Genomic DNA, 20,212 nt, shown 5'->3' on the forward strand with positions numbered 1-20,212 from the left:
TAAACGACCCGTTACCAAAAACAATAATAATGTGCTGTATTCCTCCATAAAAAAACACAAGCCGCAATTCCGTGTAGCTTATGTTCTTTACGATACACATAAGGCAAAACAGATTCCTTCTGTTTGCTTATCGAAAAAGATTTAAAAAAAACTTGACCGTTTTTTTAGAAAGTGACAGAGAAAATCTGTCCAGCCATAACGGCAATACCGGCGAACGCTAAATAAGGTCCGAAAGCAATTGTTTGGGTATTTTTATTCTGCGCAGCAAATACGAGATACCCAATAATACCGCTGAGCGCGGCCAGTAATTCAATTGTTGGCAGTGCCTGCCAGCCGCACCAGGCACCCAGCGCCGCCAGCAGCTTAAAGTCACCGTATCCCAGCCCTTCCCGGCCGGTCGTCAGACGAAACGCCCAGTACAGCAGCCACAGCGACAGATACCCCGCTACGGCGCCAAAGAGCGCATCACGCAGCGGCAGGCCCGTTCCGCAGGCATGGACCAGCAATCCGGCCCACAGCAGCGGCTGCGTCAGGCAGTCTGGCAACAGCTGATAGCGCCAGTCGATCATCGCTAACGGCAGCAAAAACGCCGCCATCAGCCAGAGTGAAAACAGGTCCTGAAGGCCAGGAACGGCCCAGGCGGTGGTGCCGAAAAAGAGTGCGGTAATCAGTTCAATGAAAAAGAGGCGCAGCGGGATGGGGCGTCGACACTGGCTGCACCGTCCGCGCAGCAGAAGCCAGCTTACCAGCGGAATGTTTTCCCAGGCCGCCAGGGCGTGCTGACAGTCCGGGCAGTGCGAGGCGGGAAAAAGCAAATTACCGCTCCCGTCCTCCTCCAGCACCATCGCCGGGACGCGCTCGGCCACCACGCCGAGAAAACTCCCGACTATCGCGCCTAACGCGGTACTCATCGCCGCAAACCCAATCGGGTAAACCTCCCGGATTGGCAGGAGCGTCATCATGCGTTCTTTTTCCAGGTAAGCTGAATCTCTGCCCGCACGTCGCTAAGATGATCGACAGGTTTCAGCGTCATCTTTTCCAGCCGGACGCCGGAGGTCTGGTTGATTTCCCGCAGCCAGTTTTTAAGCTCATACACGTTCACCCGGGGCACCACAAACGCCAGCGACTGCCCATCCTGATGCAGCTCCGTCAGGGAGAGATCAATCTCATGCGCGCTGCTTTCAATTACGCTGCGGGGATTATTGGTTTTAATCTGCTGCACCTGAAGATGGTTTTTATCAATTTCAGTGCGCATCCAGTTCAGCGTTTCCTGCTGGCGCGCCAGCGTTGATCGGCTATTTTGAATAATATTATCCAACGGGGTAACTCCTGCATAATAAACCACGGCGCAGAACAGGGTTATCGCTCCGGCCTTAAATAGTGTTTTTTCGCGAGCTGAATAGTTTTGATAACGTGATTTCAGCTGCGCAATTCGCTCTTTCATTTAAATTTCCCTGTTATCATGGCGGTGTACGGCGCGTCCTTCGAAATAGGCTGTAAGGTAAAATCAAATTTCGTATTCGCCTGATTAATAAATTCCTGTAACGCTGGCTGGTTTTGCGCGCTGACGCTCAGCGTTAATGCATCCTGATTGCTGTCATATTCCAGCAGGTCAATTTCCATCGCCGGGACTGTCTGCTTAATCTGCGCCAGCTCGTCGAGCTGCAGGAAGAATCCTTTGCGCTGCTTCTTAAGATTCTGACCAAAGTGGTACTTGATGTTGGTTTGCTGGCGCATGCTGGGGAAGTGGTGCTGATAAACCTCCACAATCTCCTGCTGCACGCGGTTTTCCTGCTGCACCAGCATCCATGCCATCCCCACGCGCGGCCCTAACAGCAGGCCGAGCGACAGAATGCCCATCGCCACCATCGCTCTTCTGAGGCTTTTTTCCACTTTCGCACTGGCGGCTGCGTCGCTGAACTCGCCGTGCAGAAGCGTGATGCGGCATTTCTCCCACTGGGGCTGGATCAGCACCAGCGGGTGCACCCAGGGCAGCGTGTCTGCGTCAACGCCGGCAGGGGCGTCGCCGTAACAGTAGATCTCCCCCTCGCCCGCTTTTTGCATCAGCAGCGAAACGAGGGTGGCATCCACCTCCGTTGCGGTGTGGTCGCTAAGCCGCAGCCAGTAGTTATCGTCCAGTGAAACCAGCGTACTGCCGCCCGCTGAAACGGGCAGCAGCCAGGCATCCGGCAGCGCCTGGATCACCTGAAGCCCGGCGTCGCGGCAGCGGGTCAGCCAGTGACGCAGACGCGTGGCGTCTATCGCCACCGCATCCACTTCGCGCCCTTTTTTGTGCAGCACCGTCCAGTGGAGATTATCCACGTCACCAATCAGCGTCTCTTCCGCCATCCAGGAGAACGCCGTCGCCTGCGAGGCCATCTTCTTTGGCAGCGTAAAGTGGCGGAAGATCATGTCGCTGGCGGGCAGCAGCAGGCAGACGCGCGCCGCCAGAGGATGGTCCGCCAGGGTGGCAAGCGCCTCCAGGCTGTCCAGAGTACCCACCTCCTGACTACCGGATCCGCACCACCATATTTTCCCGTCCTTGCGGCTGTCGGGACGAATAAAAAGCACCTGTTTCATAGAGTTCGACTTTGGTTATTCAATCATTCGGTAACGACGTTGCCACGTCACGATCTCACCGGCTTCGTTATTGACCTGAAGCTGGCTCACCACGCGAAGCGTTAGCTCGTCAGTGTTGCCGGTATAGTTGACGCGGAAATATCGGCTATTAATGGCTATCAGTTCAGCCACCTGGGGCAAATCATCTTTTAGCTGCGGAAAATTCTGTTCCAGCGCTTTGCTGAACGTTTCCATGCTTTCCCATCCCTCTTCCGGACGGGCCTCAATCAGACGCCGGGCCTCTTCTTCGGTTAATTTCCCGGGGAAGAGCGCCGCGACTACCGCAGCCCGCGCCGGATCAAGGGTGTTGATGTCCACTTTGGTGGCCGTATCCGGCAGCGCACAGAGCAGTTTGCTGACCTTTGGCCACGCGGCGGCAGGAAACGCCGGCAGCTGCTTTATTTCCGCAATGGTGCGCATCATCTGGTTTGCCGGTTGCCGGGCGGGTATCACCCCGGCCCAGGCGTCGCTCTCCGCGCCCTCTTTTACCGTGGTCGCGTCACCGTCGAGATAATCCACCAGCTGCTGATACACCTCTTCGGCGTTTGCCTGGCTTAAGCCGCTTTCGGTGAGGAGTTGCTCAAGGCTCTTCTCGCTGCGCGGTTTTTCCGGCACGGCGGCCGCATCCGTCGCGGCGGGGGTTTTCTCCGCCGCCAGCAGGGTATTGACGTTAAAGCAGTCCTGCGCGTCCTCGACCTGGCCCACCACGGTGTAGTCATCGCCCTGGGTTTCCAGCGGCTGATGCCAGTCACCGTCGGGTGCCAGCGCTTTACTTTCGCCGCTCGCATCGGTCTGCAAACGGTCTTTTATCTCTTTTTCCTGCGCCTGAATGGCCCAGCGGATCTGCTGCTGGCCCACCTGATAATGGGTTTTTTGCAGGTTGCGGCAGAACTGCTGGCTGATTTTGGCGGCGAGCGCCGACATCATCACCAGCAGGATCAGCACCACCAGCAGCGCAACCCCTTTCTGTTTAGCGATGCGATTCATGGTTTGCTCCCGGGCACAGGCTGTGGCGCGACCGGCGGCGTTGCGCCGTTTGCAGGAACCTTGTCACCTGTCGGAGCAGGCGTTTCGCCGCCCTCTTTTGGCGCGACTTGTGGCGCAGGCAGATCCCCCGGGGTAGTAAACACCCAGCGCCAGGTATCGCCATTCTCCATTGTCAGCGTCGCCTCCACGCCATCAGGCTGATGGCCTGCATCCGTCCAGCTTTTCAGCCAGCCGTTGCGGTAGAAACGCCACTCCAGGGATTTCACCTCGTTGACGATCGGCACCGCTTCCGGCTTGACGTCCGCCGGGCCGTCAATCGCGGGCCAGACGTCGCGATACAGCCGCCCCTCCTCCAGCCGCCAGCGCACGCGTTCCAGCTGAACCGTGCCGCTCACGCCGTTGAGCGTGGTCATCTCCAGGCCGTTGTCATCCTGGCGAAACAGATCCGGCTCGTTGCGCGGCGCGCGCGCCTGAAGCTGAAAGAAGTCGCGCTCCATCAGGCTCCAGGCGCGCTGGAGCTGGTTAAGCTTTGCTGCACTGGCGTCGGTCGCGGAGCTGGTCCGCATGGCACCGTCGAGAATTTGCCAGGCCAGCGTGCTGATCACCGCAAAGATGGTCAGGGCAATCATGATCTCCAGCAGGGTAAAACCGCGCTGGCGTCGCGTGTTGTTCACTTGATCTCTCCCGGCGGAATAATCTGCAGCGTGATGGCCGGCTGGCTTTCGTCGCCTTCGGCATAGACGCGGATCTCATTGGCCCACACGCCATCGGCCTTCTTGATACGCTGCTTGCGCCAGTTCCAGCTGCGCCCGCCCATGGTCTCGGTTCCCTGCTGTTCGGCGTCGGGGAAATCGGATCGCGTGAGCTGCGCTTCCGCTAACTGGTTTTCCGCCACCCAGCTGGCCTGCAGCGTTTCGCCCAGACCCTGGGTGAAACGCACGTTAAGCGACACCGAGTTCATCAGCGCCAGCGCGGCGGTAGAGAAGATGACCAGCGCGACCATCACCTCCAGCAGGGTCATCCCCTTTTGCGTTCTCTTGCCTTTAGTCATCGTTCTCTACCGATACCGGAGCGGCACCCTGCGACACCACGCGGAAGCGGTGCTGCTTGTCATAACTTTGCAGCGACAGCGTGAAGCGGCCAATCTCGCCGTCAGGTAAAAACACAATCTGCGGATCGGCATCGATCGTGGCGGCCAGCCGCTGCGGCGACAGAGAAACGTGCATCTCTTCGGGGAAATCACCTTTGGTTGTAATACGCCCTGCGGTTAACGGCACCCAGCGCTGTTCTGCGCTTTTAACGTCAAGCGTCACCAGCTGGTATTTATCCGCGGTAATCACTAACCCAACGATATTTCCATCCATCACCGCACGGTCAGAACCATAATCAACGAGGGCTTTTAACTGCTGTCCAAATATATCCGCACCGCTACGTGAAGGTATTGTCGACACCACCATCATGGCGCAACTGGCAAATATCACCAGCGCCAGAATAATTTCCAGCAGCGTAAACCCGCGTTGCTTATTCATTATTTCTCTTTTTTATCGAGAGACCAGTTAGTAATATCATCTGCGGTATTGGCTTCACCGTCAGGGCCTGCGGAAAATACGTCAACCGCGCCATGTTCGCCCGGGCTGACCATCAGATAGTCGCTGCCCCACGGGTCCTGCGGCAGGCGGCGAATATAGCCGTCAGCGCGGTAGCCGTTCGGAATTGGCGCGATTTCAGGTTTGGTGACCAGCGCCTGCAGGCCCTGTTCGGTGGTCGGATAACGGTGGTTATCCAGCTTATACATATCCAGAGAGCCTTCGAGCGCGACAATATCGCTGGTCGCTTTTTGCGAGTCAGCTTTCTCTTTATTGCCCATTAAGTTCGGTACCACCATACTCGCCAGCACGCCGAGAATAACAATTACCACCATTAATTCGAGCAATGTGAAGCCCGCCTGGCGAGCCAGGTTTTTACGTTTTACAGCCATTATTTACCCTACCATGTTATTAAGTTGCAGAAGCGGTTGTAATATTGACAGCACAATGAATAAAACAATTGTCGCCATACTGACCACCAGCGCCGGTTCAAATACCGACAGTGTTAACGTAATTCGATGCTGCAGCGCCGACTCCTGGTTTTCCGCCGCGCGGTCCATCAAATTGCCTAATTCGCCGCTCTCCTCACCGGAGGCGATCATATACAGCATGGTCGGCGGAAAGAGCTTCGCCTGTTCCAGCGCGGCATACAGCGAGGCCCCCTGACGTACGGTATCCGCCGCCTGCTCCAGCACCTGCCGGGCATAGAGGTTTTCAATCCCGTCCATCGCGATGTACATCCCTTCCAGCAGCGGGACGCTACTGGCCTGCAGGATGCTCAGCGTACGGATATAGCGCGCGCTGTTAATGGCGCAGACCAGCTTTTTAATCGGCGAACCGTTAACCAGCCAGCTGTGCCAGCGAAAACGGTTTTTGACGTTTCTGACCCAGGCTTTGAAGCCGACAATTCCCCCGCCGATGCCGCCCGCGATATAAATACCGTAAGCCTGTAAAAAATCGCTCACTGCAATCAGCGTGCGGGTGGTGATCGGCAGCTGCTGCTTCATGTGGGTGAACTGTTCGATCACCTGCGGCACCACCGCCACCAGCAGAATGCTGATCACCGCGATGGCGACCACCGTCAGGGTGATCGGGTAGACCATCGCCTGCGTCAGCTTGCTTTTCATCTTCTGACGCTGCTCGTTGTACTCGGCCAGCTTTTCCAGCACGTCGCCCAGGTGACCGGTTTTTTCACCGGCCATCACAAGGGTGCAGTAGAGCTTGTCGAAGGTGCGCGGGAACTGGCTGAATGCGTCAAACAGCGTATGCCCTTCCACCACCTTCTCGCGGATCTCCACCACCATCGCCGCCAGCTTTTTGTCTTCCGTCTGTTTGGAAATCGCTTTGAGCGCGCTCTCCAGCGGCAGCGCCGCGTTGACCAGCGTCGAAAGTTGACGGGTGAACATCGACAGCACCGGCGTGGAGAGCTTCGTCCCGGTTTTGGCTTTTCCGGCCACCGCCGCTTCGCGCGTTTCGCTGATACTCACCGGCATCAGCTTTTGCTCACGTAGCCACTGGCGAACCTGCTTTTGCCCTTCCGCCTGCAGCGTGCCGCGCTGGCTTTTGCCCGCCGCGTCCGTAGCCGTCCATGCGTAGAAGGCCATCAGACGTCTCCCCCGCGTTCGGCGGTAACGCGCATCACCTCTTCAAGGGAGGTCACGCCGCTAATCACCTTCAGCAGCCCGTTTTCACGCAGGCTGTAGGCCTGCTTAAAGAGCTGCGTTTCGATGGACATTTCGTCTTTATCTTCGTGAATGGCGCGGCGCATCGGCGTATCAACAACCAGGAACTCGTGGATACCCGCGCGCCCCTGATAGCCGCTCTGGCGGCAATGTTCGCAGCCAACCGCACGATAAATCGCCTTCGGTGGCGTGGGCATAAAGCTGAACAGCGCCTTTTCATTGTCATCCAGCGGACTGGTGGTGCGGCAGTGGGTACACAGCCGACGCACCAGACGCTGGGCAATGACACCGAGCAACGATGATCCAATTAAAAACGACTCCAGCCCCATGTCGCGCAGACGCGTAATCGCGCCCGCGGCGCTGTTGGTGTGCAGCGTAGACATGACCAGGTGACCGGTCAGCGACGCCTGCACCGCGATTTGCGCGGTTTCACCGTCACGGATTTCCCCGATCATCACCACGTCCGGGTCCTGGCGCAAAATGGCGCGCAGCCCGCGGGCAAAGGTCATGTCCACGCGCGGGTTAACCTGCGTCTGTCCCACCCCTTCCAGTTCATATTCAATCGGGTCTTCAACGGTCAGGATGTTGCGTTCATGGCCGTTCAGCGCCGACAGAATGGCGTACAGCGTGGTACTTTTACCGGAGCCTGTCGGCCCGGTGACCAGGATAATGCCGTGCGGGCGGTCGATCAGCCCTTTTAACTTTTCCAGCTCCTCATCAATCAGCCCGAGCTTGTTGATATCCGGCTTCAGGTTGCTTTTATCCAGCAAACGCATGACCACGCGCTCGCCGTACTGTGACGGAATGGTCGAGACACGCACGTCGATGGCCTTGCGGCCAATGCGCAGTGAAATACGGCCATCCTGCGGCAGGCGTTTTTCCGCAATATCCAGTTTGGACATGACTTTAATACGCGACACCAGCAGCGGCGCGAGCTTGCGCGCCGGTTGCAGCACCGGGCGAAGCACGCCGTCAACGCGAAAACGGATGCTCAGGGTGCGCTCGAAGGTTTCGATATGAATATCTGAGGCACCCTCTTTCACCGCTTCACCGAGAATGGCGTTGATCAGGCGGATCACCGGCGAGTTTTCGTCGTTATCCAGCAGATCCTCGTTGTCGGGGATCTCCTCGGTTAACGCCATTAAGTCGATGTCGGCATCCATATCGTCAACCAGCTGCTGCGACACGCCGCTGCTCTGCTGCCAGATTTTCGCCAGCAGCTCCTCAAACGCTTCCGGCGTCAGGGTGACGGGAACAAAGGACCGCCCCAGCACCCGACGCATCTCAAGCAGCGCAAACGCAGGCGCATCGTCACGGACATAAACGTCATCGTTATAAAACAGCACGCCGTTGTCTTTTGCGTAGCTACTGCTGCACAGGGTTTTGCTCAGTTCGTCCACGTTGCGCCTCCGCCTTATTGTTTAAACGGATTACGCGTCGTGGTTGCGCTGGCTTTCACCGGCGCAGCGCTCACTGACGGCTCGCTCGGGTAAGCGGGCATCACCGGGTTGTTGGCGTTCGTCACGATCCCAAGCTTCTGCTCTTCCAGACGCTGCTGCTGACGCGCGCGGATCTGGTCATATTTCTCCTTCGACGCGGCGCTGTAGTTATCGTCGTCGCGCAGCACCGTGGTATGGATAAACACCATCAGGTTACGCTTCGAGGTATCCTCGGAGGTGTAGCGGAACAGCTGGCCCACCAGCGGGATATCCCCCAGCAATGGCACCTTGGAGACGGTCTCTTTGGTGACGTTCTCCATCAGGCCGCCCAGCACCACGGTCTGGCCGCTGTGTACCATCACTTCGTTATTGATGGTACGGGTGTTAAAGGTCGGGCCGAGGCTCGCATCTTCGGTGGCGCTGGCGTCCACGCTGGACACTTCCTGCTCAATCTTCAGGTGGATCATGTCGCCGTCGTTGATCTGCGGCACAATCTTCAGCTTGGTACCCACCGTCTTACGCTCCACGGAGTTAAAGACGTTGTCGCCGCTGGTGGTCTGGGAACCGGACAGTACCGGCACATCCTGACCCACGTTGAACGACGCTTCTTTGTTATCCAGCGTCACGACGCTCGGCGTAGAGAGAATATCGTTCTTCGACCCGGTGGAGAGCGCGGTCACCAGCGCACCGAAGTCGCCGTTGAAGAAGCCGGTCGCCAGGCCGGTAAACGCGGTGCCTTTCATGGTGCCGTTTTTCACCTGGCTGATAGGCAGGCCCGTTGCGCCAAACTGAACGCCACCGTGCTTACCGGTCCACTGCACGCCCAGATCCATGCCGTTACCGTCCTGCACTTCCGCAATGATGGCTTCCACCAGCACCTGCGGACGACGGATATCGAGCTTGTCGATCACTTTTTCCAGCGAGTTCATCACGTTAGGCTGGGCGGTGATCACCAGTGAGTTGGTGGACTCGTCGGCGGTAATATTCAGATCGCTTGAGGCCGTGGCGGTTTTGCTTTTCGGCGCGCCCGGTTTGTCTTTCAGCTGCTCGCCGATGCCGGTCAACACCGGAACCACCTTGGCGGCGTTAGCATATTTCAGGTAGAACACGCGGGTGTTACCCTCGTTGTTCTGCTCGCGATCCAGCTGGCCGATCAGGGTGCGGGTGCGCGAACGCGCATCTTCCGACCCGCTGATCACCAGGCTGTTGGTTTCGTCGTCGGCCACGACTTTGGTCGCCAACTGCGGCGCGTTCTGCCCTTTTTGCTCTTCGTTGTTGAGATTATTCAACATTTCCGAAAGCTCTTTGGCAGAGGCGTAGCGCAGGGGCACGATCTCACGGCGCTGCACGCCGTCTCTGTCAACGCGCTGCACCAGGTCCACCAGGCGGTTCACCACCGAGGCTTTACCGGTTAACAGCAGCACGTTAGACGGCTCGAAATGCACCACGTTACCGATGCCCGAGGCGTCGTTAAGCTGGCGCAGCAGCGGGGCCAGTTCACGCACCGGCACGTTTTCCATCCGCACGACGCGGGTGATGATCTCATCGCCCTTGCCGGGGTTTTTGCTGTCCGCCAGCGGCACGCCAGCGGTACGTGCTACGCTTGAGCGCACCACTTTCACCATCCCGTTGTCCATCGGGATCACCGACAAACCGTACAGGTCCAGCACGCTCAGGAAGAACTGATAATATTCATCTTCCGACAGCACGTTATAGGTTCTGACCGAGACCGTTCCCTGAACGGAAGGATCGACCAGAATCGTTTTATTAAGATTACGACCAACCGTATCGATAAATTCACGGATATCGGTATTTTTAAAACTTGCGCTAAAGTTAGCTGCAAACAGCGAACCGGAATATAACGACAATGCGGTCAGCGCCACGCACGCCCATGGAAATTTCTTCATGTCTGTACACTTGTTAATTGTTTAGAACATTAACCCGAATATTTTCAAGGTGAGCGTGACGTTTCACAACGACCTCCGCTTCTTTCATTTTTGACCAGCTGGCAATAATGTTTTTTGCTTCAGCTTGTTTGGTCATATCGACAGAATTGACTTTCACCGCCACATCGCCTTTTTGCAGGCCGGAGTGGCTATAAAAGGCAGAGGCATTGCGTGGATTGATCTTATATCCCTCCAGTTCGCCCTTTTCGATTAACGGCTTTAACACCAGATAATCATCCAGATGCACACTGTCCGCGCCTGGATCTTTTGTCGATTTGGTTACCGGGCCGCTGTCGACGCCGCCCTTAAAGTAGTCTGGTTTTTTGAGCGCCAGCACCTGCTCGGTGCCTGCGTAGTTGACCACCACGTTATCGCTGTTAATTTCTTCGATATACGCATCGTCAAATCCGGTGAGGTTTTCCCCCTCCCGGTAGCTTTTCTGGCCCGCAGGCGTTTTAATCACGGCAAACGACAGCCACGCCTCGTCGCTGCTGACAATACCTTCGATTTCAGCAGCCAGTGGGGCTTTTGCCGCAGCTGGCAGACTTTGCTGACGGACGGCGGCGGTGAAAAGCGCAAACGCTTTTTCATCCTGACGTTTTTTTTGCGGTTTTACATTCGCGTTCGCCAGTTTGTTTGACACTCTTTTATAATCTTTAAAGATGACGTATCCCTGCTGACCGCAAAAAATCAGGGTCAAAAACATAATACAGGGCATCATCAACCGGGGAAGAAATGAGAACCTCATTATTCATCTGGCCTTTAGCAAAGCGATAATAAGCAGCATCGTGCTGCGCCAATATGTGACATAAATAGTAATTATCTGCTCGCGAAGCGACCACCTGCTTCGCCATTAACTTTGATGAAGAAAAATATTGACCGAGAAAAAACGGGATGTTAGAGGGTCACAACAGGTTATTTTTACCCTGATGGCAAATTGACCACCCGACGGGCTTAACGTACTTTTCTGCACTATTGCTATTCATGTGAAGAGACGGTAAGTCGTATGTATCAGAGTCATTTTAATTTCCAGAAGCCGCCGTTTAAAAAAGTCACTCGCGCCTCGGGTGATTTTTTTGTGCCTTATCATCAGGACATCTTTAATCTGTTGAAGGAAAAAACCCAGCAGGCGGGTATTACGGGACTCTTTTGCAACGATGCCCCCCTGCTCGGCGAATTCAGCGATGCGCTGAAATCTCACAGCCAGACGGTCCTTGCGATTAACGCTTTCCCTAAACTGAGCGCCAGTAGCCTGCTGTACAAGCTCAGTCCAGGTACGAAAGAGAGTAAAACCCGCATTCAGGCCATCGACGCCGTGATCCGCCAGTGGCAGGACTCTGCCTCTTCACGCAAACCTGCCGGCAAAGTGGTGATCGTCTCTCACATGGAAGCCATGAAGGATAACTGCCGTGAGGTCCTGGGCATGTTGTTGACCCGCGCACAGGAGCTGGAGTTTCGCTTGTCGATTGTGCTGATGGGGTCAGCCGAGCAGGAAGCGGTGCTGATGCAGCACTCCGGCCTTCAGGAGTATGTCCACACCCACCACACCCTGCGATCCATGACCTGCCGAGAAACCCTGAGCTATGTTCAGGCCCAGTGCGAAGACAACGGCTGTGAAACGTCACCGCTCGCCCCGGCCCGCGTGCGCAAAATGCATACGCTGACCAAAGGCAGCATCAGTAAATTCAACGCCCTGGCCCACCTCGCCCTGCTTGCCGCCTGGACAGAGCGTGCGTCGGCGGTGGGTCCACGTCATTTACGTCTGGCCACCAGCGAAATTTTACCGGCCAAAAAACACGGGACGCGCCTGGCGACCGTCGGTTTATTTGCGTCGGTGCTGTTTGCCGCCTGCGGCTGGTATATGACCTCGGCGATCACCGCAAAATTGCCGGTGCAACTGCCCGTCCCGGTGAGCTGGAAACAGCAGACGCCGCCTAAAAAGGCACCGGTTGTACCGGTTATCGACCACGAAGTGGTTAACCAGCCGGATGCCATGCATCAGCTTTATCAGATGTGGGGGTATGACGCTTCCGCCGACGATGCGCTGTGCCAGAACGCGTCGAAGGTGAATTTGATGTGTCGCCAGGGCAACGCGCCGCTGAGTGAACTGGCAAAAGAGGGGTATCCGTGGGTCAGCGAAATGCACACCGGCGGCCACCTTAACTATGCCGTTGTCGCCCGCGTCGGGGATAACACCCTGGATCTCTTAATGAACGGCCGGACCTGGCAGGTGACCCGCAACTGGTATAGCCAGCATGCGACGGGGAACTACACCCAGCTGCATCGCCTGACGCCGCAGGGCAAAGACGAAATCAGCGCTGCCAGCAGCGGTAAAGATCTGGAATGGCTCGATCAGCAGCTGAGCCAGGCGCTTGCGGAGCCTGAAACCCACGCGCAGAGCTGGACCGCTGAAATGATGAAACGCACCCGTGAGTTCCAGCAAAAAATGGATCTCCATGTCGATGGCATCCCCGGCGAAGATACGCTGATGCAGTTGATGCGTGAAACCAATACTACCCCCAGCGTGCTGATCCAGGCATCGCAGTCGGGATCGGATGCGACCACGCAAGAGAAGAAATCATAATGTCTACGATATGTCTCGCTGCCCAGCGCAGCTACGAGACCGGGGAAGCGGTCTGGTTTTCGTATCGCTTCCCCGGCCTGAAAAAAATCTTCGGCACCACCTTCTTATGGCTGCTGGGGCTGTGCGTCCTGATTGGCGCAGGACTGTACGCGCACGTTTACTGGAACCTGCGCCACCCTGCGCCGGTCACAACGAAGGTCAACACGGTGAAGCCGGAAGCCACCTTGTCTGATATGCATTACATCTATGTCAGCAAGCCATTCCCGCATCCGCAGCCTAAGCCGATCCCGGTGCATGAGGATGTTCCCGCGATGCAGGATGTACCGATTAACAGTGACGATGCAGACTGGCAGCAGGCGCCGGACGGCGTTGCAGAACCCGAGCACGATACCTCGCGGGATACCCTTCCCGGAACGGAAGAACATGACGCGGCGAGCGCAGAGTCCGATGACGATTCATCGTCCCTGAAGACGTTGTTTATGAAGGCATTAAAAGAACAACAGCAAGATTATTCTCAAGGAAAAACGCCCGCGCCGCCGATTGATGAAACGCAGGATATATCACATATTAACGATACTCATCAGGAGAAAGCGCCGTCTCCTTTAAGTCAAAAAGGAGATCGGCTGGAGTGATTAATATTTTTCTGGCAGCGTAGTGAGATTCAGGAGACGTCCTTTTTCCACCACGATATATTGACCTTTTTTCAGGTCGGAGAGAATTTTAATGATGGTACTGCGGGCCAGGTTGGTGTATTCCTGAATATAATCATAAACATTAATATCGCGTTGATGATGAACAATCAGCTCATTAATTTCTAACAGGAATTCACGTACAACCGAATAGGCGCTGCGGGCAACGAGAACATCGTCACGCTTGCTGAGCATGCAGATGTACCAGGAGAGCACTTTTGTCAGCTGCGGCCACAGGTTTTTGTCGGTCATTAACGCCATAAACTCCTCTTTGTCGATGGAGCGAACCACCGTGTTGGCCCGCACCAGGCCGTACATATGGGATGAGTTATAGTAAATGGACGACAGGCCGAAGATGCACTGCCCTTGCAGAGAGAACATGCACAGCTCGTCAGATTCGCGGCGGAACTCCACGTCACCGCTGACGATGATATGGATTTTGCCTGAATCAGACGTGGAAATTTTTTGCCATTTCTTTAAGGTTTTTTCTTCATAACCTGAGGTTGCAGAAATAATGGTTTCCATTTCCTGTTGAGGACGTAATTTTTTACCGTAGATACTTAACATTGTTATACCCGCATAAGATTAAAGTTAAAATAAAATGAGGTTACGGAAGAAAACCGAAACCTAAAAATGAGGTCCTGACTGGCAAAAAAAGAAATGAGAGAAAATCGTCTTGTTTATTTTTTATGATTACTTAGCAAGCTATGTGTCTATATTAAATGCGGGTAAATTTAAGTCAATTTACTAAAAATTAATTTAGATTGAATCTAGGATTAATCTGATGAAAGTAAAAGTAAAACTACCAGGTTCGGAGTAATCCCGAAGGATTACCCCTGTCCGTATTTTTCTAAAAGCGCTTCAGCAATCGCCATGGTTTCCCGATCGGCTACACCGTCCCAGCGATACGGGCGAAAATGCATCTGGAAAGCCATAATGACGCGCTTTTGCTGCGCGGCGGTGCTGTTTTCCGGCACCTCGTAGCCATAGCGCGCCAGCAGACCGAGCAGTGCAGCGGTATCCACCGGCTGATAAGGCGGCTGTCCGTCCAGGTAAAAGGCGACGCGGTGCGGATCGGGCCAGGCGCCAATACCCTGCTCCGCCAACTCACGCCACGGGAAAAGTGGCCCCGGATCGTCTTTGCGCTGCGGGGCGATATCCGCATGGGCCACCACGTTTTCGGGCTTAATGTTGTAGCGGGCGACAATATCCTTGGCGAGCGGGATCAGCGCGGCGATCTGTGCCGGTTCAAACGGCGCGAAATACTTCATGCCTGCCGCTTTTTGCCAGCCGCGATTTTCCAGCTCAATGCCTATCGAGGTGTCGTTTATGCGATTGGTTCCGCGCCAGAAGCTGATGCCCGCGTGCCAGGCCAGCTCGCTTTCGGGGACCAGCTGCCAGATGCGCGGTTTGCCGTCGGGCGCGGGTGGACGGGCGGGGATCAAATAGTGCGAACTGACATTTTTGTCCGTCAGCGTGGCAAGCGAGGTATCAAAATCATCGGCGGTATAGTGAATAACCAGCACCTTGATACGCGGGTAGGCCGCCTGCGCCTGATGGCGTGTATCCAGCTCGTAGGCACCCTTATCAACGATGCCTTTTTCCGTGGCACAGCCTGCCAGCATCAGCGCCAGCAGGAGCGTTGAGAGCGTACGTTTCATCGACGGGTTTTCACCGCCGTACCGCTGACGCTGACCATCAGCATACTGGCATCTTTGCCGACGGTTTCGTAGTCGATATCAATGCCGACCACCGCATCCGCCCCGAGGGCTTTCGCCTGCTCGCCCAGCTCTTTGAAGGCAATTTCTCGCGCCTTACGCAGCTCTTTCTCATACGCGCCAGAACGTCCGCCGACGATATCGCGGATCCCGGCAAAAAAGTCGCGGAAGATGTTGGCGCCCAGAATGGCTTCGCCCGTGACGACGCCGCAATATTCGGTAATAGGCTGCCCTTCCAGGGTTGGGGTCGTTGAAAATTGCATGGTTAATCTCCTTCTTTAGCGTTCAATGCCTTAGGCCATAACTTCATCAGCATTATCGGTTCGTTACGCTATGATTGAAAGGATAGTTAATAAATAAGGAAATCAACATGCGCTACTCTGCTTTAACGCTTTTAGTGCCTTGCGCGCTGGTGCTCAGCGCGTGCACCACCCCGGTGACACCCGCCTTTAAGGATATTGGTACCCGCAGCGGCCCCTGCATCGAGGGTGGCCCGGATGCCGTCGCGCAGCAATTCTATGATTATCGCATTCAGCATCGCGGTAACGACATGACTGCCCTGCGCCCTTATCTGAGCGATGGCCTGGTAAAATTGCTTAACGATGCGTCGCGCAATCCTCAGCATAACGCCCTGCTGAGCGCCGATCCGTTCTCAAGCCGTGCAACGCTGCCGGACAGCGCCGAGGTCTCCAGCGCGTCCACCATCCCAAACACCGATGCGCGCAACATTCCACTGCGCGTAAAACTGACCCAGGGCTCCCAGACCTGGCAGGATGAAGTGCTGATGATCCGCGAGGGCCAGTGCTGGGCCGTTGACGACGTGCGCTACATCGGCGGCAACGTTCATGCCCCGGCAGGCACGCTTCGCCAGTCGATTGAGAACCGCTAAACCCATCGGTGGAAATGTGTTAACCCGGTAAAATGTCCGGCATTTCTGATGGAATGCCGACATTTATTCTCGCGGTCTTAGAGCATCGCTATTTTGTGCTATGTTTAGAGGAGTTAACGGGTTATATTTAACTTTTAACGCAGAAATATTGCATAACTATTCTGTCAACGGTACTATCTGCGGCCTCAATTGCTATAGATTGCCTGGATGAGTAAAGACTGCCCCGATGAGTATTAAACTAAACGGCATTAACTGCTTCTACGGCGCACACCAGGCGCTGTTCGACATCACGCTGAGCTGCCCCGAAGGCGAAACCCTGGTTTTACTTGGCCCAAGCGGCGCGGGTAAAAGCTCTCTTCTGCGTGTCCTTAATCTGCTTGAAATGCCCCGTTCAGGTACGCTGGCGATCGCCGGTAACCATTTCGATTTCGCCAAAACGCCTTCTGATAAAGCGATCCGCGAACTGCGTCAAAACGTCGGCATGGTATTCCAGCAATACAATCTTTGGCCTCACCTTACGGTGGTGCAGAACCTTATTGAAGCGCCGTGCCGCGTGCTTGGCTTAAGCAAAGACCAGGCGATGGCGCGTGCCGAAAAGCTGCTGGAGCGTCTGCGCCTTAAGCCGTACAGCGATCGTTATCCGCTGCACCTTTCCGGCGGTCAGCAGCAGCGCGTGGCCATTGCCCGTGCGCTGATGATGGAGCCAGCCGTGCTGCTGTTTGATGAGCCTACCGCCGCGCTGGACCCGGAAATTACCGCCCAGATCGTCAGCATTATTCGTGAACTGGCGGAAACCAATATTACGCAGGTCATCGTTACCCATGAAGTGGAAGTGGCGCGCAAAACCGCCAGCCGCGTGGTGTACATGGAAAACGGGTATATCGTTGAGCAAGGTGATGCGAGTTGTTTCACTCAACCGCAAACCGACGCCTTCAAAAACTACTTATCACACTGATGTGTTAGGGAAAAAGATAATGAAAAAAGTATTGATTGCCGCGCTGCTCGCTAGCGTCAGCCTTTCCGCTACCGCAGCTCAGACCATTCGTTTCGCCACTGAAGCGTCTTATCCTCCGTTTGAATCCATTGATGCCAACAATAAGATTGTCGGCTTTGATGTGGACCTGGCTAACGCCCTGTGTAAAGAGATTGATGCGACCTGTACTTTCAGCAACCAGGCCTTCGACAGCCTGATCCCAAGCCTGAAGTTCCGTCGTATCGACGCCGTAATGGCAGGCATGGACATCACCCCTGAGCGTGAAAAACAGGTTCTGTTCACCACCCCTTACTATGACAATTCTGCGCTGTTCATCGGTCAGAAAGGGAAATACGCCTCTGTTGATCTGCTGAAAGGCAAGAAAGTGGGCGTGCAGAACGGCACGACGCACCAGAAATTCATCATGGATAAGCATCCGGAAATCACCACCGTGCCGTATGACAGCTACCAGAATGCGAAGCTGGATCTGCAAAACGGTCGTATCGATGCGGTGTTCGGGGATACGGCAGTTGTCACTGAATGGCTGAAAGCCAACGACAAGCTGGCCGCCGTGGGTGACAAAGTGACCGACAAAGATTACTTCGGTACCGGCCTGGGCATTGCCGTGCGTCAGGGCAACACCGAGCTGCAGCAGAAATTCAACGCTGCGCTGGAGAAAGTGAAGAAAGACGGCACCTACGAAACCATCTACAAAAAATGGTTCCAGAAGTAATTCCTGATGAATGAAATTTTTCCTTTAGCAAGCGCCGCCGGGATGACCGTCGGCCTTGCCGTTTGTGCACTGATTATCGGCCTCGTGCTGGCGATGTTCTTTGCGGTGTGGGAGTCAGCGAAATGGCGTCCCGTCGCATGGGCAGGCTCCGCGCTGGTGACCGTGCTGCGTGGGCTACCCGAGATTCTGGTGGTCCTGTTTATCTATTTCGGCTCCTCACAGCTGCTGTTAACCCTGTCGGACGGCTTTAACATCAATCTTGGCTTTGCACAGATCCCGGTGCAGATGCAGATTGAAAACTTCGACGTTAGCCCGTTCCTGTGCGGCGTGATTGCCCTCTCCCTGCTCTACTCCGCCTACGCCTCGCAAACGCTGCGCGGCGCGCTGAAAGCGGTACCGCAGGGCCAGTGGGAGTCCGGCCAGGCGCTGGGGCTGTCGAAAGCGGCGATCTTCTTCCGTCTGGTAATGCCGCAGATGTGGCGTCACGCGCTGCCGGGGCTGGGCAACCAGTGGCTGGTGCTGCTCAAAGACACCGCGCTGGTCAGCCTGATCAGCGTTAACGATTTAATGCTGCAAACCAAGAGTATCGCTACCCGCACTCAGGAGCCGTTTACCTGGTACATCGTGGCGGCGGCTATCTACCTGGTCATCACGTTGCTTAGCCAGTACATCCTCAAGCGTATTGATCTGCGTGCAACGCGTTTTGAACGGAGACCAGGCTGATGCTTGACTATTTACCCGAGTTGATGAAAGGGCTGCACACCAGCCTGACGCTGACCGTCGCCTCCATCGTGGTGGCGCTGATCCTGGCGCTGATCTTCACCATCATCCTGACGCTGAAAACGCCGGTGCTGGTGTGGATTGTGCGCGCCTATATCACGCTGTTTACCGGTACGCCGCTGCTGGTACAGATCTTCCTGATTTACTACGGCCCGGGTCAGTTCCCGTCGCTGCAGGAGTATCCGGTTATCTGGCATCTGCTCTCGGAGCCGTGGCTGTGCGCCCTGATTGCGCTCTCGCTCAACAGTGCGGCCTACACCACCCAGCTGTTCTACGGGGCCATTCGCGCCATCCCGGAAGGCCAGTGGCAGTCCTGCGGGGCGCTCGGCATGAGCAAGAAAGACACCCTGGCGATCCTGCTGCCCTACGCCTTTAAGCGTGCGCTCTCTTCGTATTCCAACGAAGTGGTGCTGGTGTTCAAAAGTACCTCCCTGGCCTATACCATCACCCTGATGGAAGTGATGGGCCACGGACAGCTGCTGTACGGACGCACCTACGACGTGATGGTGTTTGGCGCGGCGGGTCTGGTCTATCTGGTGGTCAACGGTTTGCTGACCCTGATGATGCGTTTGATTGAACGTAAAGCGCTGGCGTTCGAGCGCAGATCGTAGGCGGGGAAGCGCAGCGCCATCCGGCAAGAAATGCATAAATGTGATTAATAAACGCGGGTAACTTTCTGGTTATCCGCTTTTTTTTATCCCTATATAAATATTTAATCATTTATATTGCATACAAATTCATTAAATGGCATTGTACTTTCATAAGACCTACAGACGGGAGTCGTACAATGAAAAAGTTAGTCCTGGCCGCATTACTGGCAACCTTTGCCGCTGGCGCATCCGCTGCGGATAAAATCAATTTCGGCGTTTCCGCCACCTATCCGCCGTTTGAATCGCTGGATGCCAGCAACCAGATCGTCGGGTTTGATATCGACCTGGCAAAAGCGCTGTGCAAACAGATGCAGGCCGACTGCACCTTCACGAACCACGCGTTCGACAGCCTGATCCCGTCTCTGAAATTCAAAAAATATGACGCGGTGATCTCCGGGATGGACATCACGCCGGAGCGCAGCAAGCAGGTCTCCTTCACCGACCCGTACTACGCAAACTCAGCCGTGGTGATTGCGAAGAAAGGTGCTTATACCGCTTTCGATCAGCTGAAAGGCAAACGCATTGGGATGGAAAACGGCACCACGCATCAGAAATACCTGCAGGACAAACATCCTGAAGTGAAAACCATGGCCTACGACAGCTACCAGAACGCGATTATCGATCTGAAAAATGGCCGTATCGATGGCGTCTTTGGCGATACCGCCGTGGTTAACGAGTGGCTGAAAACCAACCCGCAGCTGGGTACCGCCACCGAGAAAGTGACCGATCCGCAGTACTTCGGCACCGGTCTGGGCATTGCCGTGCGTCCGGACAACAAAGCCCTGCTGGAGAAACTGAACGGCGCGCTGAAAGCGATTAAAGCTGACGGTACCTACCAGAAAATCAGCGAGCAGTGGTTCCCGCAGTAATTCCTTTTGCCGGGTGACGGCTTCGCCTTACCCGGCCTACGGGGGTGGTCTGTAGGCCGGGTAAAACG

23 protein-coding genes are annotated in these 20,212 nt (G+C 55.5%); 8 read left to right on the forward strand and 15 right to left on the reverse strand.

Features of this window, described 5'->3' with window-relative positions:
• Positions 1-164: 164 nt before the first annotated feature.
• Genes ACWKX3_RS08405 through gspC form a run of 12 tightly spaced genes read right to left on the reverse strand, consistent with a single transcriptional unit; the run spans position 165 to position 10,965 of the window.
• A complete protein-coding gene (locus ACWKX3_RS08405; RefSeq protein WP_006174357.1) occupies positions 165-962 on the reverse strand; it encodes a prepilin peptidase in 798 nt (265 codons plus the stop codon).
• The gene (gspM, locus tag ACWKX3_RS08410; protein ID WP_006174356.1) at positions 959-1,444 is read right to left on the reverse strand and encodes a type II secretion system protein GspM; all 486 of its coding nucleotides are present in this window, start codon (positions 1,442-1,444) and stop codon (positions 959-961) included. Before gspM ends, ACWKX3_RS08405 begins: the two co-directional genes overlap by 4 nt.
• Positions 1,441-2,580, reverse strand: coding sequence for a type II secretion system protein GspL (gene gspL / locus ACWKX3_RS08415; protein WP_400443251.1), 1,140 nt, complete (start codon positions 2,578-2,580; stop codon positions 1,441-1,443). Before gspL ends, gspM begins: the two co-directional genes overlap by 4 nt.
• Before the next feature lie 15 nt (positions 2,581-2,595).
• Entirely contained in the window at positions 2,596-3,606 is a 1,011-nt protein-coding gene (gene gspK, locus ACWKX3_RS08420; protein WP_454541586.1) for a type II secretion system minor pseudopilin GspK, read from the reverse strand.
• Complete coding sequence (gene gspJ / locus ACWKX3_RS08425; RefSeq protein ID WP_088207593.1) at positions 3,603-4,280, reverse strand: type II secretion system minor pseudopilin GspJ; 678 nt, start codon at positions 4,278-4,280, stop codon at positions 3,603-3,605. Before gspJ ends, gspK begins: the two co-directional genes overlap by 4 nt.
• Entirely contained in the window at positions 4,277-4,657 is a 381-nt protein-coding gene (gene gspI, locus ACWKX3_RS08430; RefSeq protein WP_006174344.1) for a type II secretion system minor pseudopilin GspI, read from the reverse strand. The genes gspJ and gspI overlap by 4 nt, the downstream gene beginning before the upstream one ends.
• Positions 4,650-5,135 carry a type II secretion system minor pseudopilin GspH gene (gene gspH / locus ACWKX3_RS08435; protein ID WP_006174343.1) on the reverse strand — a complete coding sequence of 162 codons (486 nt, stop codon included), beginning with the start codon at positions 5,133-5,135 and terminating at the stop codon, positions 4,650-4,652. Before gspH ends, gspI begins: the two co-directional genes overlap by 8 nt.
• A complete protein-coding gene (gspG, locus tag ACWKX3_RS08440; RefSeq protein WP_006174342.1) occupies positions 5,135-5,584 on the reverse strand; it encodes a type II secretion system major pseudopilin GspG in 450 nt (149 codons plus the stop codon). Before gspG ends, gspH begins: the two co-directional genes overlap by 1 nt.
• Before the next feature lie 3 nt (positions 5,585-5,587).
• Positions 5,588-6,796: a type II secretion system inner membrane protein GspF gene (gspF, locus tag ACWKX3_RS08445; RefSeq protein ID WP_006174341.1), complete on the reverse strand. Its 1,209-nt coding sequence runs from the start codon at positions 6,794-6,796 to the stop codon at positions 5,588-5,590.
• Positions 6,796-8,274 carry a type II secretion system ATPase GspE gene (gene gspE / locus ACWKX3_RS08450; protein ID WP_006174340.1) on the reverse strand — a complete coding sequence of 493 codons (1,479 nt, stop codon included), beginning with the start codon at positions 8,272-8,274 and terminating at the stop codon, positions 6,796-6,798. The genes gspF and gspE overlap by 1 nt, the downstream gene beginning before the upstream one ends.
• Before the next feature lie 14 nt (positions 8,275-8,288).
• A complete protein-coding gene (gene gspD, locus ACWKX3_RS08455) occupies positions 8,289-10,220 on the reverse strand; it encodes a type II secretion system secretin GspD (protein ID WP_006174339.1) in 1,932 nt (643 codons plus the stop codon).
• A gap of 13 nt (positions 10,221-10,233) precedes the next feature.
• Positions 10,234-10,965: a type II secretion system protein GspC gene (gspC, locus tag ACWKX3_RS08460; protein ID WP_006174337.1), complete on the reverse strand. Its 732-nt coding sequence runs from the start codon at positions 10,963-10,965 to the stop codon at positions 10,234-10,236.
• Positions 10,966-11,265: 300 nt separating this feature from the next.
• Here gspC and ACWKX3_RS08465 point away from each other — a divergent pair, with 300 nt between their 5' ends.
• A complete protein-coding gene (locus ACWKX3_RS08465; RefSeq protein ID WP_454541587.1) occupies positions 11,266-12,843 on the forward strand; it encodes a peptidoglycan-binding protein in 1,578 nt (525 codons plus the stop codon).
• The gene (locus tag ACWKX3_RS08470) at positions 12,843-13,475 is read left to right on the forward strand and encodes a hypothetical protein (RefSeq protein ID WP_101737973.1); all 633 of its coding nucleotides are present in this window, start codon (positions 12,843-12,845) and stop codon (positions 13,473-13,475) included. Before ACWKX3_RS08465 ends, ACWKX3_RS08470 begins: the two co-directional genes overlap by 1 nt.
• Here ACWKX3_RS08470 and ACWKX3_RS08475 read toward each other — a convergent pair whose 3' ends face one another.
• The 3 genes from ACWKX3_RS08475 to ACWKX3_RS08485 all read right to left on the reverse strand — a co-directional run bounded on the left by ACWKX3_RS08475 (position 13,476) and on the right by ACWKX3_RS08485 (position 15,513).
• Positions 13,476-14,099, reverse strand: coding sequence for a helix-turn-helix domain-containing protein (locus ACWKX3_RS08475; protein WP_006174329.1), 624 nt, complete (start codon positions 14,097-14,099; stop codon positions 13,476-13,478).
• Positions 14,100-14,362: 263 nt separating this feature from the next.
• The gene (locus ACWKX3_RS08480) at positions 14,363-15,193 is read right to left on the reverse strand and encodes an N-acetylmuramoyl-L-alanine amidase (RefSeq protein ID WP_448891652.1); all 831 of its coding nucleotides are present in this window, start codon (positions 15,191-15,193) and stop codon (positions 14,363-14,365) included.
• Positions 15,190-15,513, reverse strand: coding sequence for a heavy metal-binding domain-containing protein (locus ACWKX3_RS08485; RefSeq protein WP_006174327.1), 324 nt, complete (start codon positions 15,511-15,513; stop codon positions 15,190-15,192). Before ACWKX3_RS08485 ends, ACWKX3_RS08480 begins: the two co-directional genes overlap by 4 nt.
• Before the next feature lie 107 nt (positions 15,514-15,620).
• On the opposite strand from ACWKX3_RS08485, the gene ACWKX3_RS08490 reads away from it, so the two are divergent.
• From ACWKX3_RS08490 to artJ, 6 genes are all read left to right on the forward strand, one after another.
• Positions 15,621-16,139, forward strand: coding sequence for a lipoprotein (locus ACWKX3_RS08490; RefSeq protein WP_448891653.1), 519 nt, complete (start codon positions 15,621-15,623; stop codon positions 16,137-16,139).
• A 226-nt stretch (positions 16,140-16,365) separates the two neighbouring features.
• Complete coding sequence (gene artP, locus ACWKX3_RS08495; protein WP_006174323.1) at positions 16,366-17,094, forward strand: arginine ABC transporter ATP-binding protein ArtP; 729 nt, start codon at positions 16,366-16,368, stop codon at positions 17,092-17,094.
• 19 nt (positions 17,095-17,113) lie between these two features.
• Positions 17,114-17,845, forward strand: coding sequence for an arginine ABC transporter substrate-binding protein ArtI (artI, locus tag ACWKX3_RS08500; protein WP_006174322.1), 732 nt, complete (start codon positions 17,114-17,116; stop codon positions 17,843-17,845).
• Positions 17,846-17,851: 6 nt separating this feature from the next.
• Complete coding sequence (gene artQ / locus ACWKX3_RS08505) at positions 17,852-18,568, forward strand: arginine ABC transporter permease ArtQ (protein WP_006174319.1); 717 nt, start codon at positions 17,852-17,854, stop codon at positions 18,566-18,568.
• Positions 18,568-19,236 carry an arginine ABC transporter permease ArtM gene (gene artM / locus ACWKX3_RS08510; RefSeq protein ID WP_058610354.1) on the forward strand — a complete coding sequence of 223 codons (669 nt, stop codon included), beginning with the start codon at positions 18,568-18,570 and terminating at the stop codon, positions 19,234-19,236. The genes artQ and artM overlap by 1 nt, the downstream gene beginning before the upstream one ends.
• Before the next feature lie 176 nt (positions 19,237-19,412).
• Positions 19,413-20,144, forward strand: coding sequence for an arginine ABC transporter substrate-binding protein ArtJ (artJ, locus tag ACWKX3_RS08515; RefSeq protein WP_454541588.1), 732 nt, complete (start codon positions 19,413-19,415; stop codon positions 20,142-20,144).
• Positions 20,145-20,212: the final 68 nt, after the last annotated feature.

The sequence above is a fragment of the Enterobacter sp. UPMP2052 genome (assembly GCF_053709675.1).

Coding starts and splice junctions, on each gene's coding strand:
- ACWKX3_RS08405 (WP_006174357.1), bottom strand. CDS start 962: ATGATGACGCTCCTGCCAATCCGGGAGGTTTACCCGATTGGGTTTGCG.
- gspM (WP_006174356.1), bottom strand. CDS start 1,444: ATGAAAGAGCGAATTGCGCAGCTGAAATCACGTTATCAAAACTATTCA.
- gspL (WP_400443251.1), bottom strand. CDS start 2,580: ATGAAACAGGTGCTTTTTATTCGTCCCGACAGCCGCAAGGACGGGAAA.
- gspK (WP_454541586.1), bottom strand. CDS start 3,606: ATGAATCGCATCGCTAAACAGAAAGGGGTTGCGCTGCTGGTGGTGCTG.
- gspI (WP_006174344.1), bottom strand. CDS start 4,657: ATGACTAAAGGCAAGAGAACGCAAAAGGGGATGACCCTGCTGGAGGTG.
- gspH (WP_006174343.1), bottom strand. CDS start 5,135: ATGAATAAGCAACGCGGGTTTACGCTGCTGGAAATTATTCTGGCGCTG.
- gspG (WP_006174342.1), bottom strand. CDS start 5,584: ATGGCTGTAAAACGTAAAAACCTGGCTCGCCAGGCGGGCTTCACATTG.
- gspF (WP_006174341.1), bottom strand. CDS start 6,796: ATGGCCTTCTACGCATGGACGGCTACGGACGCGGCGGGCAAAAGCCAG.
- gspD (WP_006174339.1), bottom strand. CDS start 10,220: ATGAAGAAATTTCCATGGGCGTGCGTGGCGCTGACCGCATTGTCGTTA.
- gspC (WP_006174337.1), bottom strand. CDS start 10,965: ATGTTTTTGACCCTGATTTTTTGCGGTCAGCAGGGATACGTCATCTTT.
- ACWKX3_RS08465 (WP_454541587.1), top strand. CDS start 11,266: ATGTATCAGAGTCATTTTAATTTCCAGAAGCCGCCGTTTAAAAAAGTC.
- ACWKX3_RS08470 (WP_101737973.1), top strand. CDS start 12,843: ATGTCTACGATATGTCTCGCTGCCCAGCGCAGCTACGAGACCGGGGAA.
- ACWKX3_RS08475 (WP_006174329.1), bottom strand. CDS start 14,099: ATGTTAAGTATCTACGGTAAAAAATTACGTCCTCAACAGGAAATGGAA.
- ACWKX3_RS08480 (WP_448891652.1), bottom strand. CDS start 15,193: ATGAAACGTACGCTCTCAACGCTCCTGCTGGCGCTGATGCTGGCAGGC.
- ACWKX3_RS08485 (WP_006174327.1), bottom strand. CDS start 15,513: ATGCAATTTTCAACGACCCCAACCCTGGAAGGGCAGCCTATTACCGAA.
- ACWKX3_RS08490 (WP_448891653.1), top strand. CDS start 15,621: ATGCGCTACTCTGCTTTAACGCTTTTAGTGCCTTGCGCGCTGGTGCTC.
- artP (WP_006174323.1), top strand. CDS start 16,366: ATGAGTATTAAACTAAACGGCATTAACTGCTTCTACGGCGCACACCAG.
- artI (WP_006174322.1), top strand. CDS start 17,114: ATGAAAAAAGTATTGATTGCCGCGCTGCTCGCTAGCGTCAGCCTTTCC.
- artQ (WP_006174319.1), top strand. CDS start 17,852: ATGAATGAAATTTTTCCTTTAGCAAGCGCCGCCGGGATGACCGTCGGC.
- artM (WP_058610354.1), top strand. CDS start 18,568: ATGCTTGACTATTTACCCGAGTTGATGAAAGGGCTGCACACCAGCCTG.
- artJ (WP_454541588.1), top strand. CDS start 19,413: ATGAAAAAGTTAGTCCTGGCCGCATTACTGGCAACCTTTGCCGCTGGC.